The organism is Pseudomonas iranensis (assembly GCF_014268585.2).
Lineage (GTDB): Bacteria > Pseudomonadota > Gammaproteobacteria > Pseudomonadales > Pseudomonadaceae > Aquipseudomonas > Aquipseudomonas iranensis.
Genome location: NZ_CP077092.1, coordinates 5201653 through 5220553 on the forward strand (window position 1 = coordinate 5201653; position 18901 = coordinate 5220553).

The window sequence follows — 18901 nt, forward strand, 5'->3', positions numbered from 1 at the left end:
CGCCAAAAGCTTCGCGAGCAGGCTCGCTCCCACAGGTACGGTGATCACCTGTGGGAGCGAGCCTGCTCGCGAAGAGGCCAGTCGGATTACCTCAACAGCGGAACGCGGAGCGTCCCCGGCGGCATTCCCACGCAGAGCGTGGGAACGATCATCACAGCGACCGCGCAATAATCTCCTTCATGATTTCATTGGTGCCGGCATAAATCCGCTGCACCCGCGCATCCGCCCACGCCCGGGCCACCGGGTATTCCCACATGAAGCCGTAGCCGCCATGCAATTGCACGCACTCGTCGAGGACTTTGCATTGCAGGTCGGTGCCCCAGTATTTGGCCATCGCCGCCGTCGGCACATCGAGTTTGCCCTGCAGATGCAGCTCCAGGCAGCGGTCGACGAAGACCCGGCCGATCTGAATCTCGGTGGCCATCTCGGCCAGTTTGAAGCGGGTGTTCTGAAAATCGGCAATCGCCTTGCCGAACGCCTTGCGATCGCGGGTGTAATCCAGCGTCCATTGCAGCGCTGCCTCGGCCGAGGCCAGGCCGCCGATAGCCACGGTCAGACGTTCCTGCGGTAACTCCTGCATCAGATAGGCAAACCCGGCCCCCGCGTGGCCGAGAAGGTTTTCCTTCGGTACGCGCACATCCTGGAAGAACAGTTCCGAGGTGTCCTGCGCCTTCATGCCAACTTTCTCCAGGCGCTTGCCCTTCTCGAAGCCCGGCGTATTCGCCTCCACCAGAAACAGACTGGTGCCCTTGGCGCCAGCCTTGGGATCGGTCTTGGCCACCACGATCACCAGGTCAGCCAGAAAGCCGTTGGTGATAAAGGTTTTCGAGCCGTTGATGACATATTCGTCACCGTCCAGCACCGCCGTGGTCTTCACCCCTTGCAAGTCGGAACCGGCGCCCGGCTCGGTCATGGCAATCGCCGTGACCATTTCGCCCGAGACCAGTTTCGGCAGGTATTTGTGTTTCAGCGCCTCGCTGCCGTAATGCAGGATGTACGGTGCGACGATGTCCGAGTGCAGCGAAAAGCCGATACCGGTCAGGCCCAGACGCCCGACTTCTTCAATTACTACGGTGCTGTAGAGGAAATCCGCGCCCAGCCCGCCGTACTCTTCCGGCAGATGCGAGCACAGCATCCCCGCCTCTCCCGCCTTGTTCCACAGTGCGCGATCAATGTGCCCCTGCTTCTCCCACTGCGCGTGATACGGCACGGCCTCTTTTTCGAGGAATGTTCGCACGCTGTCGCGGAACAATTCGTGCTCGGGGCTGAACAGGGTTCTGGGGATCATGCGGCACCTTGCTTTGTTGTTGGAGGGATTCGGCTCTCAGAGACTAAGCCCGACTTCCGCTACGGGACACTGGACACATCCGACAAAAAATAAGACGATCCAGCCGTTTGGTGACCACTTTCCCTTATAAAAACAAAACAAAAGTTGAATTATGTCTAAGCACGTCTCCCCGCCCTTGCGGCGCGTCAGCATCCTGGCCATTGACCGGGTTTTCGCTTACACCCTCATGCAGGCCAAGGATTTTTTCCATGTGGCCAGCCTGCGTTACGGCAAACAACTGGGCCACGGCCTGACGCCGGCGTTCGAAACGCGCCTGGTCAGCCCCGATGGCAAACCGGTAAAAAGCTTCAGCGACGTAGTGATGCCGGTCGACGGCGGCCTGGAAAATGCCGATGTGATCATCCTCCCGGCGTTCTGGGACGATTTCGACACGCTGTGCAGCCGTTACCCGCAAATCCTGCCGTGGCTGCGCGAACAGCATGCGCGCGGCGCGGTGTTATGCGGCGAAGCCACCGGAGTGTTCTGGCTCGCCGAAGCCGGGCTGCTCAACGGCAAGGAAGCGACCACCTACTGGCGCTTCTTCAATGCCTTCGCCGAACGCTTCCCCAAGGTCTATCTGAATCAGGACAAGCACCTGACCGACGCCGACAATCTCTATTGCGCCGGCGGCACGACCTCGGCCTGCGATCTCTACATCTATCTGATCGAACGCTTCTGCGGCGCGAACGTAGCGCAAGCGGTGGCCCGCGACATCCTTTACGAAGTGCAACGCAGCTATTCGCCGGGACGTATCGGCTTCGGTGGGCAGAAGCTACATCAGGACGTGATCATCCTGCAGATCCAGCAGTGGCTCGAAGAACATTTTGCCGACAAGTTCCGCTTCGAAGACGTCGCCCGCGAGCACGGCATGAGCATCCGCAACTTCATGCGCCGCTTCCAGACCGCCACCGGCGACAAACCGCTGCACTACTTGCAGCGCCTGCGCATCGAGACGGCCAAGGGCTTGCTTTCGGGCACGCGCAAGAGCATCAAGACCATCAGTTATGAGGTTGGTTACGACGATGCGAGCTTCTTCGCGCGACTGTTCCGCCAGCACACTGAACTGTCGCCGAACCAGTATCGGCAGCAGTTTCAGCAGGCTGCGTAAACTTCCGCCAGACTGACGTCCCTGTGGGTGTAGTCCTTCCACGGGGACTGGCTCGTAAGTTGTGATTCGTCCGACACAAATGAACGAAAACAGAACAGCGTCTGGCTGTGTTTTACGACTGTTCGGACGTGCCTGCGCCGACCAGACTACTTCCCAAGCACATCGCATCAGGGAAGATCAACAGTGACCATCGGCTCCAGCTACAACTATCCCTCACAGGCTCCAGGCCTTGAAAAACGCAAAAAACGTTCGCCACAGGACAAATGGAAAGCCCGTTTCCCCAATCCGCCGGACCTGTGTTTTGACTACCGCGCGTTACTGGAGCAGCCAGGCGGAATCGCCCAAGCGACTGATTCGAGCCATCGAATCTGCATCATCGGAGCAGGCATCACAGGCCTGACGGCAGCGAGAGAATTGCTGCGCTGCGGCTTCACCCAGATCACGCTGATCGAACAGTCCTCGCGAATCGGCGGCAGACACCTGACCGTTCCCGGCAGTCCCCGATCCAAGGCCAGCCATACCCCATTCGAAATGAGTGCGATGCGTATGCCTTTGTTCAATCGCGAAGGAGAATCGCCGAAGGACGGTCGTTCGCTGATGGCCTACTACGCGACGATATTCGACCTGGCCCTTTCAGACTTTGCCAATCCCGGCAGCCAATGGGTCAAATCAACCGGCATCTATCTGCGCGAGGGCAGCCTGTCAAAGCAGGCTACGCCGCAAATGCTTATCTGGAAAAACGCCGACGGTCAGACCCACCCTCCCGGCGAGGAGCTGCAAGCGGTGTATGCAAAATGGAGAGCGTTCGCCGACCGCATGACCCGGCACGTTTGCGACAGTTATGCGAGCGAGGAATGGGAGTCCGTGTGGGCAGCTATTGTCGCCAGGTATCACGCCGTTTCCTTCCGTGATCTGGTGAGCATGCCAGTGCTACAGCGCTGGGAAAAAGAAACTCCGGGCGACTTCGGTGGAATGGGGATGTCGGCAGAAGAGTCGGCGATTTTTTATGCCATCGGCATTGGTGACGGCAGCTGGGGTGCATTCTATGACGTCTGCGCACTGTATCCGCTGCGCACCGCCATATTCGGCTTCAGCAGTCACTTGCAGTTGGTGTTGGGCCGAGTAGATGAAAAAGGCGACCCTCTGTCTGACTCGCCGCATGTCTTCAGCAATGCGGTTTTCGATTCCACCGGACTGCAATTTGAAAGGCCACGCTACCTCGGGCTCGCGGCGCTCAGCGAGTGCCTGATGTTCATCAAGCCAGATGAATCGCCGATGTCGCTCCATGAGCACAGCTTGCAGCGCCGAGAAGGCCTGCTGACAGACAGCTCGGTCACCCGCCTGAAAAAGCTCGCCAGTGGTAGAACCCGCGTCTACTACAACTGGAAACAGAGTCACCCGCAGCAAGCTCAGGAACACTTCAATGATTTTGATTCGGTGATCATGACGCTGCCTTCGTGGCTGATCGAGACAAGAATCAAGCTGGACAATTTCCCTGCGCAAATGTTGCCGTTCGAAACGATCAACGCGTACAAGACCGCGCATTGGGAAACCAGTTGCAAGGTATTCGCGCCGCTGAAGAAATCCTTTCTGTCCGGCAATACCGCCATCCCCCAGGCCATCGTCACGGACAGCTTCATCCACGACGTTTATACCTACCGCTATAACGAGCACTATAGCTATGACTGCATTCTTCTCAGTTACACCTGGGAGGATGACGCGACCAAACTCAGCTGTTTCAGCGACAAGGAACTGGTCGCCAAATGCGCCGAAGAACTTGATCGCATCTTGCTCAACTGCAGCAACATCGGCCAGCGCATCTCGCCATACATAGGCCTGGAACAGGCCGTCGTCCAGCGTTGGATGACCGACAAGAACTCACTGGGCTGTGCCAAGCTTTACCGCCCCGGCGCCTACCACGACGCTGTATGCCTGATGAAATACAACCGCGACTATTCAAGCGTTTCCGGACTCTATCTGTCTGGCGAGTCGTTTTCGGTGGATGCCGGCTGGACAGAGCCCTGCTTTCGCGGTGCCATCGATGCTGTGATCCATATTTGTGAAAAGACCGGGGCCCGGTTCAATGGCGGCTTCAAGCTAGATGACTATCCGCATTACCAGACTGGGCCATGATCGGGCCTCACGCTGCCCCTCGGTCATGGGCAATTCAACGCGCTGAGCTTGCGCCGTCGATATACGTTCAAGCGTCCTAGGAGGCGTACTACACACTAACCGGAAAGCGCCGACTTACGTTCCGCTGCCGACTCGACTCTTATGTGCCTCGCCATTCAATGGCGTGAAAACAACAATAAGGGATCATGAAAAATGAATGAGTCAACGAGCCCCGTTCGTGTTGCGGTCGTGCAATGTGATCCGCAGGTGGGTACGCAAAATCGTGCAGCGAATCTGAGTAACAGCCTGGAGCTGGCACTGCAGGCGGTCAATGGCGGTGCCAATCTCATCGTTCTGCCCGAACTGACGAATACCGGTTATTACTTTCGTACTCGACAGGATGCGTTCGAACACGCCGAATCGGTTCCAGATGGGCCGTGCGTGAGCCGGTGGCAGGATTTTGCTCGCCAGCATCAGGTGTATCTGGTGGCCGGGCTGGCCGAGCGCGACGGATCGCGGCTGTACAACACAGCCGTGTTGCTGGGGCCCGACGGTTTCATCGGCAAATACCGCAAGGCGCACCTGTGGAATCTGGAGAAGCTCTGGTTCACTGCCGGCGATAGCGGCTTCCCGGTGTTCGAAACGCCGATCGGCCGTATCGGTCTGCTGATCTGCTGGGACATCTGGTTTCCCGAAGTTCCGAGAATCCTCAGCCAGCAGGGCGCGGATATCATCTGCAGTCTGAACAACTGGGTCTGGACACCACCGCCCTTGTTCGATGAGGCCGGCAAGTGCATGGCTTCGTACCTGACCATGACCGCCGCGCACGTCAACAATGTGTTCATTGCGGCGGCAAGCCGAATCGGCGAAGAACGTGGCGCTCGCTACCTTGGATGTTCTTTGATCGCTGGCACCAACGGCTGGCCGATCGGCCGCGTAGCGTCCGCCGATCAGCAGGAAATCCTCTTCGCCGATATTGACCTGACCAGCTCGCGCAGTGCGCCAATCTGGAACGACCTGAATGATCTGCACCGTGATCGGCGCTGTGACGTCTACGACCGGATGCTCGGTTACACCCTGCATCCATCCCTGCCGCGTTAACCGGAGGCAGGGCTATGGACATTCACACAAAACAACGAAAACCAATCATGACCAGAACCCCGATGGACAACACCATCATCGGCCTGCTCCTGGGGGCAGCGGCATTGATCGCCTGGCTTTCCTTAACAAATCATTCGCTGTGGTCGGCGCGCTGGCCGGATTACGGCCATATGGTCTCGAGTTTTCCCGACACCGCTGCATGGCTGCGCTGGGTGCTCGGCGACATCAGCGAGGTGGCTTTCTATAAACACGAGTTTGCCTCCATAGGCCTTCTGGCCGGTGCTTACCTGGGTTACTGGGCGAATCGAACCGGGAAAACCTGGCAAGGCTTCACCATTTGCTACGGCAGCGGACTGTGGCCATGGTTAGTGACAAGCTCGTTACTGGGTCTGGTGCTGAGCAATCTGCTGTGGGGCTGGACCGTTACCGCCACCAGTTGGCAGCCCACCTTCGCGGCATTTGTGTCCTTGCCGGCCGCGATGGTGCTGATGTTTGGCGCCGGCTGGAAAGTCGCGATCAACGGCGCAATCATGGGCGCCCTGTTCGTGACACCGCTGTGTCTGCTCATCGTTAACTACGTGTGCAATCCACTCGGCCTGCCGGTGGTGATCGGCAACGTTTCGGGCATGGCCATCGTCAGCATCGGCGCGTTCTTGCTCTGTCGCTGCGTGCCGAGCCTGGTGAAATCCGCGGAAGCCGAGCAGGCCGCCGTGGAAGCCAGTGTCACCGTGCCCAGCAAGGCGCCGGATTATGGCGTGGTATGGAGCATGCGCCGGGTCTTGGCGGATTTCTCCGAAGCGCCTTTCTTCGGCAATGAGTGGGCCAGCCTGGGGCTGATTGTCGGTGCTTTGCTCGCATTCACACTGAATCCGATGAGCCCGGTCTACGGCACCGGTCTGCTGCCGCAACTGCTGGCCGGTCAGGCGTTGACGTCGGCCCTGGGCGTGGTGATCTGGCGCAAGCAGTGGATGGTGCGTGGCTGGTACCCGACCTACGTACCGTTGGTGTCCGTGGTTCCGGCTGCGATCCTCACCTACGGCGGCGAATGGCAAGTGATCATTTCCAGTGCGCTGCTCGGCGCCCTGATCGCTCCGCCATTGGCCTGCGCGCTCGCGCAGCGACTGCCGGGCTACATGCACGGTTTCATCGGTAACGTTCTGTCGATGGCTCTCAGTACGCTATTGATCCTGCCAATCATTGGATGGCTGGCCACCCTCTGACCCCATCCTGCCCCGGCTGACTTTGGGGCTCTCCAGAGCAGCCGGCTTTCTTTGCGAGGTATCACATGGAACTGCCAAAACTGGCCATTGCCGCGCTCGGTGGCACTGTCAGCATGCAATCGACGCAAAGCGGCCAAGGCGTCGTCCCGGCGGTGTCCGGGGAAACGCTACTGAGCACCGTGCCGGAGCTGAAAACGCTGGCACGAACAACGGTCGAAACATTCGGCCTGTTGCCCAGCGCGTCACTGGATTTCGAATACCTCTTGGACGTGCTGGACTGGGCCAACGCGCAGATCAGCCAAGGCGTGGCCGCAGTCATCATCATCCAGGGCACAGACACTCTGGAGGAATCCGCGACGTTTTTCGATTACCTGTGGGCGCATGACGAGCCTCTGGTGCTGACAGGCGCCATGCGCTCTGCTGCGCAAGCCGGGGCTGACGGTCCGGCGAACCTGCTGGATGCCGGTCGCGTTGCGTTGGCGGAATGCAGTCGTGGACGCGGCGCGCAGGTGGTTATCAACGGCGAGATTCACCGCGCCACCACCGTGCGTAAGGTCGACTCAATGACTATGCATGCCTTCGTCTCTCCGTTGACTGGCCCTGCTGGCTTGCTGGTCGAAGGCGCCCCGCGCTACTTCCAGCCGCCCGTTGCGCGCCATGTCTTGTCCCTACCGCAAGACACCGGCCAGACCGTTGCATTGCTGGAAGCTTCGCTGTCTGCAGACAGCCTGCTGTTGGAGAAGGTCGTCGAGCTGGGTTACGACGGCCTGGTGATCGCCGGCTTTGGTGCCGGCCATGTTTCCGCGCACTGGGCCGAGGTCATCGAAGGCATCGCCCGGCACATCCCAGTGATCATCGCCACCCGCACCGGTTGCGGCGCGACGGCGCAAGCGACGTATGGCTTCGTTGGCAGTGAAATCGACCTCACGCGCAAAGGCGCTGTGATGGCAGGGTTTCTCTGTCCGCGCAAAGCGCGAATTCTGCTGTGGCTTTTGATTGGCTGCCAACAGCAATCAACGTTGGCAACCTGCCTCGCTGAACCGGCGCCATAAAAAAAGGCCTGCAAATGCAGGCCTTTATTTTGGAGAATCCGCTTAAGGCTTATGCGCCCGCGACAGAAACTCGTGGGATTGCATCTCCAGCAGTCGGCTCAGCGTGCGCTGGAACTCGAAGTTCAGGCGTCCGCCGGTATACAGATCCTTCAGTTCGACTTCGGCAGAAATGATCAGCTTGACGTTGCGATCGTAGAATTCGTCGACCATGTTGATGAAGCGGCGGGCGATGTCGTCGGTGGTGACGCTCATCTGCTCGACGCCGCTGAGCAGCACGGCGTGGAAAATCTTGCCCAGCTCGATATAGTCGTTCTGGCTGCGTGGGCCGTCGCACAGTTCGCGGAAGTCGAACCAGGCCACGTCGTCGCAGGTGCGCAGGGCACGGATTTCGCGGTTCTCGATGATCAGCACATCGTTTTCCACCGCCGCCGTGCACTCCGGCGTCAGCGCCTTGAAGCTCTTGCGCAGGCTTTCGTGCGCAGCTTCGTCGAGCGGATAGTGGAACAGCTCGGCTTGCTCGAGGTGACGCAGACGATAATCGACGCCGCTGTCGACGTTGACGATCTCGGTGTTCTGCTTGATCAGGGCGATGGCCGGGAGGAAGCGCGCCCGTTGCAGGCCATCCTTGTACAGACCGTCCGGAACGATGTTCGACGTCGCGACCAGGGTCACGCCGTTCTTGAACAGTTCTTCCATCAGCGTGCCGAGGATCATCGCGTCGGTGATGTCGGAGACGAAGAATTCATCGAAGCAAATCACCCGCGACTCGGCCGCAAAGCGCTTGGCGATGATGGTCAGCGGGTTCTTCTCGCCGCCCAGGGTCTTCATTTCTTCGTGCACACGCTTCATGAAGCGGTGGAAGTGCGTGCGGGTCTTTTCCTTGAACGGCAACGCTTCGAAGAAGGTGTCGACCAGGTAAGTCTTGCCGCGACCGACGCCACCCCAGAAATACAGGCCCTTGACCGGTGCCTGATCCTTTTTGCCAAACAGCTTGCCGAGCAAGCCCGGCTTGTTCTGGTCAGCGGCGATCAAGTCGTCGTACAGACGCTGCAAGTGACGCACAGCAGTTTCCTGCGCGGCGTCATGGAAGAAATCCGGGCGTTTCAGATCAGCTTGATATCGTTCTAGGGGCGTCATAATTCGTTAGCAAGGCAACAAAAACGGGCCGTCACTGTAGCGACGGCCTGTGGGAATGGCAATCGGCCCTTGGTCGGGTCGTGCCGCCGATCAGTCTTGAGCTGGAGTCAGCGCGACGCGCAACGCCTCGATGGCGGCGTCTCTCGCGGCAGCGTCGGCGAAGGCCGGGCTGTCGCCGACGCACTCACCGGCCAGCCAGACGCTGAAGCTCAATTCTTCAGTACGCACGTCCAGCGGCTCGCCGGACTGCAACTGTTTGGTCACCTGGCCGGCAGTTTTGCCGTCGGCGAAGTTGCGCGACAGCAGCAATTGCTCGCCATCGGCCGCCAGCAGACGGAAACGGAAGCTGCCGTCGTCCTCGCGGAAGCTGACGAAACGTGCGGCTTTCGCGGCTTTCTTCTTGGTAGTCGCGGCGACCTGAACCTGATTGACGAAAGAACGCAGGCCAACGGCTTCGCGCAGTTCGTTGAGGAACGGCGTGGCCACCGCACGAGCCTTCTTCGCACCGATCTGCAGAATGTCTTCCAGATCCGCCGGACGCTCGATCAACTGGTGATACTTCTCGCGCGCCTCGCCCAGCTCGTTGTCGAGCAACTGGAACAGGCGGTTCTTCGCTTCACCCCAGCCCAGACCACCGAGTAGCTCGCTGCGGAACTCGTCAGCCTGCGCCGGGGTGGCGAAGGCCTGGAACAGAGTGAACAGGTGCGAGTTATCGGGATCTTTCGCTTCGCCCGGGGCCTTGGAGTCGGTGACGATCCGCGAGATCGCGTCCTTCATTTCCTTGGCGCTGGAGAACAGCGGAATGGTGTTGTCGTAGCTCTTCGACATCTTGCGACCGTCGAGGCCTGGCAAGGTCGCCACGCTTTCTTCGATCAGCGCCTCGGGCATGGTGAAGAACTCTTTGCCCTGGCCGAACAGATGGTTGAAACGCTGACCGATATCGCGAGCCATTTCCACGTGCTGAATCTGATCGCGACCGACCGGCACCTTGTGCGCGTTGAACATCAGGATGTCCGCGGCCATCAGCACCGGGTAGCTGTAGAGCCCCATGGTGATACCGGCATCGGGGTCTTCACCGGTTTCAACGTTCTTGTCCACCGAGGCCTTGTAAGCGTGCGCGCGGTTGAGCAGGCCCTTGGCGGCGACGCAGGTCAGCAGCCAGGTCAGCTCGGGAATTTCCGGGATGTCGGACTGGCGGTAGAAGGTCACCCGATCGACATCGAGGCCACCGGCCAGCCAGGTCGCGGCGATTTCCAGACGCGAGCGCTGGATGCGCAGCGGGTCATCGCATTTGATCAAGGCGTGGTAGTCAGCCAGGAAATAGAACGAATCAGCCTGGCTGTCGCGGCTGGCGAGGATTGCCGGGCGAATCGCGCCGGCGTAGTTGCCCAGGTGCGGCGTGCCAGTGGTGGTGATGCCGGTGAGAATGCGGGTACGGTTGGTCATGGGTAATCGCTTGTCAGACTGCAATCAATTCGAGAGACGCGGCAGCAGCAGATCCTTGAGATCGGTCAGCTTGCCGTGAAAAAAGTGTCCGCATTCTGCCACTTTCAGCAGCTCATGGGGGCGCTGGAGTTGTTCCGACCATTGGTAGACCAGTTGCGGATCGATGACTTCATCGGTTTCCGGCTGGATCACGGTCAAATCGCCGTGTTGTGGCAGTTGATCCTGCTCGCCCAGCCGCATCACCGCCGGGGCAACCATGAACAGGTGGGCAAGCTGGACGCCTTGGGCTTCGAGACGGCCGCCGAGACTTGCTGCAACAAATCCGCCGAAGGAGAAACCGAACAGGGTCAGCGGCAAGTCCGGGTGCTTTTCCCGCAGCCATGCGGCGGCGGCCTGGGCGTCGTCGACTTCACCGGTGCCCATGTCGTGCGAGCCCTGGCTGGCGCCGACGCCGCGATAGTTGAAACGCAAGGTGATCAGGCCTGCGTCGCGCGCGGTGCGCTGCAGGGTCGAGACGACCTTGTTGAGCATCGTGCCGCCCTGCACCGGGTTCGGATGGCAGATCAGCGCGATGCCGCGCGGCTGCTCGTTATCCAGGTAAAGGCTTTCCAATTGACCCACCGGGCCGTCAATCACTACAGGGGTTTCACGCATCAGCAAGGGAGGAACTCCGTGACCTCGAATCGGGTCGACTCGTCTAGCAAATTGTCTGTGCCAATCTATTGCGAGTGAATCGCGGTATACAGCGCAGGTTCGAGCCGTTAACGTAAAGCAAAGCCGTTTATAGAGGAAGGACTCGTGGAACACTCGCTCTTAGTTTGGTTGTTACCGACTCTTGCCCTGGTTGTGGGTGTCGCCATTGGATTCCTGATCGCGCGCGTTGCGCCGAACGCCGCACCGAGCCGCACGCAGCGTCAACTGGATGATATCCAGGAGCGTTTCGACAGTTATCAGAACGAAGTGGTCACCCACTTCAACAGCACCGCGATGCTGGTCAAGAAGCTGACACAGAGCTATCAGGAAGTGCAGGATCATCTCGCCGAGGGCGCCAATCGTCTGGCCCTGGACGAGCAGACCCGCCAGCGCCTGATCGCCGCCCTGCACGCCGACGCAGCGCAGGCACCACGTGAACGCCTGACGCCACCGCGCGATCAGGAGCCGCCGCGTGACTACGCGCCAAAGAGCCCGAATTCGCCGGGCATGCTCGATGAGCATTATGGTCTGAAGAAGTAATCGGGTTTCGCGCCCAACAAAAAGCCCCCGGACAATGCTGTTGTCCGGGGGCTTTTTTGTATCGGCTGATTTTGCGGTGACAACACTGGCCTCTTCGCGGGCAAGCCCGCTCCCACAGGGGTCAGGTGTGGAACACAGATTTTGGGTACACCACCAATACCTGTGGGAGCGGGCTTGCCCGCGAAAGGGCCGGCACAGATGACACCAAAAAATGCCCGATCACAGGATCGGGCATTTCTTCATTCAGGCAATCGCTTACGGATACTGCTGAACCGTACCCGGCTGTTGCTGCTGACCACCGTACTCCTGGCCTGGAATAGCCTTCAGGTTGACTTCGACCCGGCGGTTCTGCGCGCGGCCATTCACGTCACCGTTGCTGGCAATCGGGTTATCCGGGCCTGCGCCACGGGCCGACAGGTTGGCACCGCTGACGCCTTGCGAGGTCAGGTAGGTCGCCACGCTCTGCGCACGACGCTGGGACAGGTCCATGTTGTGCTGGCGGCTGCCGGTGCTGTCGGTGTAGCCGACGATTTCGATCTGGTTCTGGCTGAACTCTTTCAACGAGTTGGCCAGGTTGTTCAGAGGTTGATAGAAGCTGGACGCGATGTTCGCCGAATCGGTGGCGAAAGTGATGTTGCCCGGCATGATCAGCTTGATCTGATCGCCCTGACGCTGCACTTCAACGCCAGTGTTGGCCATGCTCGCGCGCAGTTTCTTTTCCTGCTGGTCGGCGTAGTAGCCGTAGCCTGCTGCGGAAGCACCGACCACGGCGGCGCCGATCAAGGCGCCCTTGCCACGGTTGTCGTGGCCGATGGCGGCACCGGCAAGTGCACCGGCCAGCGCACCGAGGCCACCGTATTTGGCGGTTTTGCTCATGCCTTGCGAGCCACCGTCGGCCTGACCCTGATTGTCATACGGATTAGGCGAGGCGCAGCCGGACAGCACGGCCACGGCAGTAGCGACAATAATCAAACGACGCGTGGTGAACATGGAGAGCTCCTGGTCTTTTTGCATTCTGTGGTGCAGCGGCCACTGATCAATCAATGGACCTGCGCGGGCGTTGGATCATGACAATGCCTAAAAATTCCACCCGCTGCCCGTGACAAAAAATTCAGGCACGCACAAACGGGTTCTCACGCATCTCATCACCCAGACGCGTGTCCGGACCGTGCCCGGTGACAACCGTTGCGTCCTCGTCCAGCGTATACAGCCGCTGCTTGATCGAACGCACGATGGTCGGCTGATCGCCACCCCACAAATCCGTACGCCCTACCCCGCGACGAAACAGCGTGTCGCCGGCTATCAACAGCTTAGCCTCGGAAAACCAGAAGCTCATGGAACCGGGTGTATGGCCCGGCGTGTGCAGTGCCACACCGCAACCGCAGGCGAGTTCTTCGTCATCGCTCAACCAGCGATCCGGCGACGGCACCGGGGTGTAGGGCACGCCGAACATCTGGCATTGCATTTCGAGGTTGTCCCAGAGGAACTGGTCTTCCTTGTGCAGATGCAGGGTCGCACCGGTTTTCTCCTTCATCTGCCCTGAAGCGAGAAAGTGATCGAGATGCGCGTGGGTATGGATGATGCTGACGACTTTGAGGCCATGGGCGTCGAGGCGGGCCATGATCAGGTCAGGGTTACCGCCCGGATCGACGACGATGGCTTTCCTGGTGACCGGATCACCGATGATCGTGCAGTTGCACTGGAGCGGGCCGACGGGGAAGGTTTCGCGGATTAGAAGAAAACTGCTCATCGCAATCCTTTATTATTTAATTCAAATTGATTCAAGTCAGCTTGAGCATTTCTTAGGGACCGCAGTACCAATCACGATCACGCGCAGAGCGATGCGAGCTCTAGCAGACTCACTTCATCCCCCCGCAACCAAGGCGAGAGGCAGATACTTCATCATCGTGCCTACATGAGTACTCAGAATCAACTCAAAGTCCCGTGTAACAATTTGCTTAGGAACCTCGAACTGTGACTGCCCAAAACCTTATCTCAAATGGTATTGTGCATGCTATCCAGCAGCTAACGCCCAACCTAAACTTCGAGTATTGATATGACAGACTTTTTCGGGGAGCAAGGAATTCTCTTTTATGAAAACGTCCTTACATCAACCAAAACGTTAATTAGCTCAGGATTATGGAAAGATATAAATCTACGCTCCATTGAAAAATGGACTAAGTACTTCGAGAGCAACGAAGAGAAAACCCTATGTGGCCTCCTTCTGGACTCTCTCACATTCAGATCAAGGATACAGACCCAAGCGCTACTGTCTAACATCATTGAAAAATCAATTCCTCAAACAACTTTAGTCTCCAACGTTTCGAGCAAAACCCTTCAAAAATCCCTTACAGCCCAATACCCGGGAAAACAAAAAGACATAATTAAAATAGTACCAGTTATCAGTGACATGGATCCACCAACAAAAAGCGGCCCTCTAGTCGCACGCTTATACAAGAAAGAAATCGGAATAAACGAAAAATTCATGGAGTGGCCTTGGAAACTTGAGGATCATGCCGACTCAGCAAAGCTAGTAATATTTATCGACGATTTTATTGGAACTGGCGATCAGTTCCTAGAGTTCCTAGATCGTTTTTTTCCGAAAGGCAACTTCGAAGATGGAACTGAATACATATACGCACCACTGGGCGCATGCAAAAGCGGTGTAGATCACATTCTAAAAGAAGCACCTAGAATAAAAATCTGCCAGTCAGAATTAATACAGAAAGAAAACCATTTTTTCTCCGGCTTAAGCTCTCGGTATAAAGAACTGGACGACGCGTTTGCGGACGAACTTCGCTTAGTTTATTTAGATTTTTTAAAAAAAGTCGGACTTAATGGTCTTAAAAATAAGTTTGGCTATGGCGACCTGGAACTGACATACGCTTACGCACATGGGACACCCAACGCGACGCTACCGATTTTTTGGGCAGCGAATGAAAATTACCAACCAGCTTTTTCGAGGTAATCATGGAGCTAAATTATAAAGACAGCTTAAGCGCAGTTCTCGCCAACAACCGAAGCGAGCACATTGGCATGGACGTATGGGAGGATTTTGTACTCCCCTATTTTTATAAAAAAATAGATTTCAACAGCAGTTTTCCTTTAAGAATTGAGGGGGGGAGAGGTTGCGGAAAAACAATGCTTCTAAGATACCTGTCGTATCATAGTCGCTTCTCTGACAAAAGAACTAACATCCCTCTATCAGAACTAGAAGCTATTGGCCTTTACTTGCGAGCCGATACACAATTCCTCAGACAGCTACAGAAAAGAGGACTTGAAGAACATAAGTGGCAGTCAATTTTTTCACACTACATCAATATTTGCTTATTAATGGAGACGTCTAATGCCTTGATAAAAATATCGAGCGCTAGTTATGCAGAAGGCGAAAGCTTCGACGTCAGCAACTTAGAGCTGAGCTCGCTAAAAATATATGGCAGTAACTTCAGCGGTACAATTCTCGAGCTTTTTGAAGAGTTTAGGAACCAAAGAAAACTTTGCGAACTTGCAGTCGCCAACCCTAGAATGATTGACGACCTTTTGATTCTTCCGGATTCAGCGTTGATCGACCTAATCAATGAAGTAAAAGAAAAAGTCGCCCCTAGAGAACTGAAATTCAAAGTCTATTTTGACGAGTACGAAAATCTACTTAAATACCAGCAACTCATCATAAACACACGAATGAAACACTCAGAGCCACCTCTTATATTCAATATTGCGGCAAAGCTCAATGGTGTTCCTCACTCAGAAACAACTGGCAGTGAATCACTTTCCTACAAACATGATTACACGATTGAAAACTTAGACACAAGACTTGCAGAAGAGTCATTCGAATGCTTTGCAGCCGAGATACTATTTTTAAGACTTTCTAAAAGCGACGCTAAATACAAAGACACATTTAGCGGCGTCCAGCTGAACTCAATTACGGATTTAGAGAAGCGACTGGAGCACGGGTATCAAGAACGTGTACTACTAGCTGCCAAAGGATTACTTCCTGGAAAAACTCACGAAGGCCTCGCCGAAGAAATTTTTTCAGAACCAAAGCTCTTAAAAAAACTAAAGAACGAAATAACCATAGGTTTAAAAAACAAGTCCTCACATTTGGACCCTGAATTATTTATAGACACAAATAACAAAAAAGCATCGATCGTTGCCTCATCTCTGATATTTAGGAAAAAGCTCAGCCCTGACGATATCGCTCAACAGCTGAAAAACCTAAGCGAAGGCAAAGATAACAAGTTCACTGGAACTACATCATGGATCCAGAATTTTTTCATCGGCAGCTATCTAAAACTTATCAGGTCTTTTAAAACCGAATCAACCTTTTACGCCGGCTTCGATGTATATGTTCTGCTATCGAATGCTAATATGCGCCACTTTCTTGAGCTATGCCGAACCGCATTTTCCAATTTCACACTGAAAAGTTCTGAAAATTTAAGCATTGACTGTCGCGCCCAACATATTTCAGCAATGCAAACAAGTGAAATTCTTTTTCGTGAAATATCTAGCTTTATGCCTCATGGTAAGAGGCTAAAAATATTCTGCGGTCGGCTCGGCGAAATTTTTAGTCTTTTCCAAGAGCGAAACTCCCAAAGCGAGCCTGAGATAACCCACTTCAGTATTAAAGGTGGATTCCTAACCATTACTACAGAAGAGCAAGACTTCCTTAAAGAAGCGGAAAAATGGGGGATTTTATATAGGACCGATTCAACCAAAGGCAAAAGCCTCGATGTGAAAGACGATAGTGACTGGGTGCTTAACCCTATTTATACTCCGTATTTCTTCATAAGCTATAGAAAGATTCGGAAAACGTACTTTGAACCGGAAGAAGTAAGTGCGATAATTAACGAATCAGAAACAGACTTCGATAGCATCCGCAACATTCGGAAGAAGAAGTTAGATCTGACAGAAGACATGGAAAGTCAAGATAGCTTCTACCAGAAGGGTCTCTTTTAATGGAAATTACTGAATACAACTCCTTGTCTGAAATTTCTGACAGTAGATGGAACGTTGCGATTCATGGGAAGCATGCCGATGACAGAGACAAAGAAATACGAACATTCTTTAATGAGCATTGTGATTATGTCCATACATTCCACTACGACCGCATAGAAATGCAAGCCCACCTTTCTATGGACGTACTTGAACTGCATGACATAGAAGACTCGCTAAAAAAACTTAGTGGATTAAAAATCGTTATCGACGCAACATCTTTTGATGTAGCAGAGCTCGCCATCATATGTAAAAGCTTAAAAACAGCTGGAATATCAAATTTCGACGTTATATATGCAGAGCCTTCAGAATACTCACACGACTCAACCAATGGTGAAAAAAACTTTAACCTTTCCGAAAGTCTACTTGGTTTTGAAGAGGCAGGTATCCCCGGAATATCCAAAGCGATTCCAACTACGGATCCGAAACTTTTCATTTTTTTCATGGGATATGAGGGAGACAGATTCAAGAACGCATTGGAGCTTTCTGAAATCTCAGGAAAAGAATGCAATTTGGTTTTCGGGGTCCCTGCATTTAAGTTTGGGTGGGATAAAAACTCTCTACTCAGCAGCGCAAGATCAATTTTAGAAAACAGCTTACAGGATTCATTCTTATTCTGTGGCGCGACAAACATCTATGGGGTTTCGAGATTACTTGAAGAATTGCGCCATAAATATCAGAATGAAACCTTTTTCCTAGTACCACTTGGCCCAAAGCCTATGAGCATTGGCGCTATAAAATTTCTGTGTGATGATAAAAATGCTTCGTTGCTGTATGATCACCCAGCTCGATCGGCGAATAGATCGAAAGGTATTGCAAGTATCCATTTAGTTCGAGGGTTCCTTTCTTGAGGAATTGTTTTTTTCCAACACCAGACGCTGTAGTTCAGACTATCATTAAATCTGAGGCGTCAGGAAATTACCAGTGCGTTTTAGAGCCCGCAGTAGGAGATGGTGCGTTACTACGAGCACTAAACAAAAACTATCGAAAACTCGTTGCCTTTGATATAAACCAAGAAAACTTGGACAAAGTATATACATTCACCAATACAAACAAAACCGAACTTTTTTGTACTGACTTTCTAAGCACAACGCTAGACTCTCATTATGATCTAATACTATCAAACCCGCCATTTAACAATAATCTAGCCCATCACGTAACTTATAACGGAAAAAAAATTCCTGTTGAGGCAGCATTTGTTCTCAAGTGCTTAGAACACTTAAGTTTGGGAGGCAAAGCTATATTCATACTACCTCCTTCCATCATCACGGGGGACAGAATGAAATGGCTAAGATCCTACTTGGCCACCAACTATAAAATATCCTCAATTTATAAACTTCCAAAATTCTCCTTCAATAAGGTAGAAGGCGGATTTTATGTGCTTTGCGTTCAAAGAGTCCGAGAATTAAATTACACGATCTTATTGAGCTCCGAAACTTACCCCAATCATTCCATAAACTCTACTCAGCTTCAAAACTACCACTATCATCTTGACCCCGACCACCTAAAGCGTCTCGCGACGTATAAAAAACACCTAGAAGCTCTTGGCAGTGTTTCTCTTTCTAAGATGGGGAGCATTATGCGAGGAAATGTAGGTGCTACGGGCAATAGGAAGTCCGTATACCACTCTACTGATTTTAAATCTCATACAGCCCCAGAAAAGCCACTCGATGGACTAGTTAATAGCTCCGCAACTTTGAGTAAATACGACATAGTCATCAAACGTGTTTGCAGATCTGCCAGCGCCAGCTTTTCTATTTATACTGGAAGTGCAATCGCCCCATGTAGCGACTGCCTTATCGTAATCACTCCACCTATAAAAAACAAAACCTCATCAGTCCGTCTCCTTCTTGCGCTTAGAGTCTCTGTACTACTAGGGGCAGAAGCAAATTTCGAGAACTCTGGAAGTGGTGCAAATTACATTTCACTTGGTCGACTTAGAGAACTTAACATCCCATCACAACTATTAAACATTGATAAAAAAATTGTAGAAAAATACTCTAGGTATATTTTTTCAGGAAAGACTCAGGAAGCATTGGAAATTGAGAATAATCTTTGCAAAGTATTTAGCGGCGAGCTGACTCATCGTGACCACACCGAAAATCAAAAGTGCACACTCGCAGCAAGTTAAGTAGAAAACTCAACTTAAGAAAGTTAAATCATATTATTTACT

The 18901-nt window shown here is 54.1% G+C and carries 16 protein-coding genes; 10 read left to right on the top strand and 6 right to left on the bottom strand.

From position 1 onward, the window contains the following. Positions 1–151: 151 nt before the first annotated feature. Positions 152–1288 carry an acyl-CoA dehydrogenase family protein gene (locus HU724_RS23375; RefSeq protein ID WP_186569179.1) on the bottom strand — a complete coding sequence of 379 codons (1137 nt, stop codon included), beginning with the start codon at positions 1286–1288 and terminating at the stop codon, positions 152–154. 250 nt (positions 1289–1538) lie between these two features. Here HU724_RS23375 and HU724_RS23380 point away from each other — a divergent pair, with 250 nt between their 5' ends. The 5 genes from HU724_RS23380 to HU724_RS23400 all read left to right on the top strand — a co-directional run bounded on the left by HU724_RS23380 (position 1539) and on the right by HU724_RS23400 (position 7920). Continuing rightward, positions 1539–2435 carry a GlxA family transcriptional regulator gene (locus HU724_RS23380; protein ID WP_162999820.1) on the top strand — a complete coding sequence of 299 codons (897 nt, stop codon included), beginning with the start codon at positions 1539–1541 and terminating at the stop codon, positions 2433–2435. Between the two features lie 183 nt (positions 2436–2618). After that, positions 2619–4568, top strand: coding sequence for a flavin monoamine oxidase family protein (locus HU724_RS23385; RefSeq protein ID WP_186569178.1), 1950 nt, complete (start codon positions 2619–2621; stop codon positions 4566–4568). 192 nt (positions 4569–4760) lie between these two features. After that, on the top strand, positions 4761–5648 hold the full coding sequence (locus HU724_RS23390; protein ID WP_133338321.1) for a nitrilase family protein: 888 nt from the start codon (positions 4761–4763) through the stop codon (positions 5646–5648). Between the two features lie 47 nt (positions 5649–5695). Continuing rightward, entirely contained in the window at positions 5696–6868 is a 1173-nt protein-coding gene (locus HU724_RS23395) for a hypothetical protein (RefSeq protein ID WP_437180344.1), read from the top strand. Between the two features lie 65 nt (positions 6869–6933). Continuing rightward, positions 6934–7920: an asparaginase gene (locus HU724_RS23400; protein ID WP_186569176.1), complete on the top strand. Its 987-nt coding sequence runs from the start codon at positions 6934–6936 to the stop codon at positions 7918–7920. Positions 7921–7962: 42 nt separating this feature from the next. Here HU724_RS23400 and zapE read toward each other — a convergent pair whose 3' ends face one another. The 3 genes from zapE to HU724_RS23415 all read right to left on the bottom strand — a co-directional run bounded on the left by zapE (position 7963) and on the right by HU724_RS23415 (position 11157). After that, a complete protein-coding gene (gene zapE / locus HU724_RS23405; protein ID WP_133338315.1) occupies positions 7963–9057 on the bottom strand; it encodes a cell division protein ZapE in 1095 nt (364 codons plus the stop codon). Positions 9058–9147: 90 nt separating this feature from the next. After that, positions 9148–10503, bottom strand: a complete 1356-nt coding sequence (locus tag HU724_RS23410; protein WP_186569175.1) for a tryptophan--tRNA ligase — start codon at positions 10501–10503, stop codon at positions 9148–9150. 24 nt (positions 10504–10527) lie between these two features. After that, positions 10528–11157, bottom strand: coding sequence for an alpha/beta hydrolase (locus HU724_RS23415; RefSeq protein ID WP_186569197.1), 630 nt, complete (start codon positions 11155–11157; stop codon positions 10528–10530). A gap of 144 nt (positions 11158–11301) precedes the next feature. Here HU724_RS23415 and HU724_RS23420 point away from each other — a divergent pair, with 144 nt between their 5' ends. Continuing rightward, positions 11302–11736 (top strand): Z-ring associated ZapG family protein, encoded by a 435-nt coding sequence (locus HU724_RS23420; protein WP_016773251.1) that lies wholly within the window; start codon positions 11302–11304, stop codon positions 11734–11736. Positions 11737–11991: 255 nt separating this feature from the next. Here HU724_RS23420 and HU724_RS23425 read toward each other — a convergent pair whose 3' ends face one another. Both HU724_RS23425 and HU724_RS23430 read right to left on the bottom strand, forming a co-directional pair. Beyond that, entirely contained in the window at positions 11992–12726 is a 735-nt protein-coding gene (locus HU724_RS23425) for a YiaD family glycine zipper/OmpA-like lipoprotein (protein WP_186569174.1), read from the bottom strand. A 121-nt stretch (positions 12727–12847) separates the two neighbouring features. Then, a complete protein-coding gene (locus HU724_RS23430) occupies positions 12848–13486 on the bottom strand; it encodes an MBL fold metallo-hydrolase (protein ID WP_186569173.1) in 639 nt (212 codons plus the stop codon). A gap of 306 nt (positions 13487–13792) precedes the next feature. Between HU724_RS23430 and HU724_RS23435 the strand changes: the two genes are divergently transcribed. The 4 genes from HU724_RS23435 to HU724_RS23450 are packed head-to-tail and all read left to right on the top strand — an operon-like array spanning position 13793 to position 18859. Continuing rightward, entirely contained in the window at positions 13793–14704 is a 912-nt protein-coding gene (locus HU724_RS23435) for a phosphoribosyltransferase-like protein (RefSeq protein ID WP_186569172.1), read from the top strand. A 2-nt stretch (positions 14705–14706) separates the two neighbouring features. Then, positions 14707–16692 (top strand): ORC-CDC6 family AAA ATPase, encoded by a 1986-nt coding sequence (locus HU724_RS23440; protein ID WP_186569171.1) that lies wholly within the window; start codon positions 14707–14709, stop codon positions 16690–16692. Then, entirely contained in the window at positions 16692–17579 is an 888-nt protein-coding gene (locus HU724_RS23445; protein WP_186569170.1) for a hypothetical protein, read from the top strand. Before HU724_RS23440 ends, HU724_RS23445 begins: the two co-directional genes overlap by 1 nt. Continuing rightward, entirely contained in the window at positions 17576–18859 is a 1284-nt protein-coding gene (locus tag HU724_RS23450; RefSeq protein ID WP_186569169.1) for an N-6 DNA methylase, read from the top strand. The genes HU724_RS23445 and HU724_RS23450 overlap by 4 nt, the downstream gene beginning before the upstream one ends. The last annotated feature ends 42 nt before the right edge of the window (positions 18860–18901 follow it).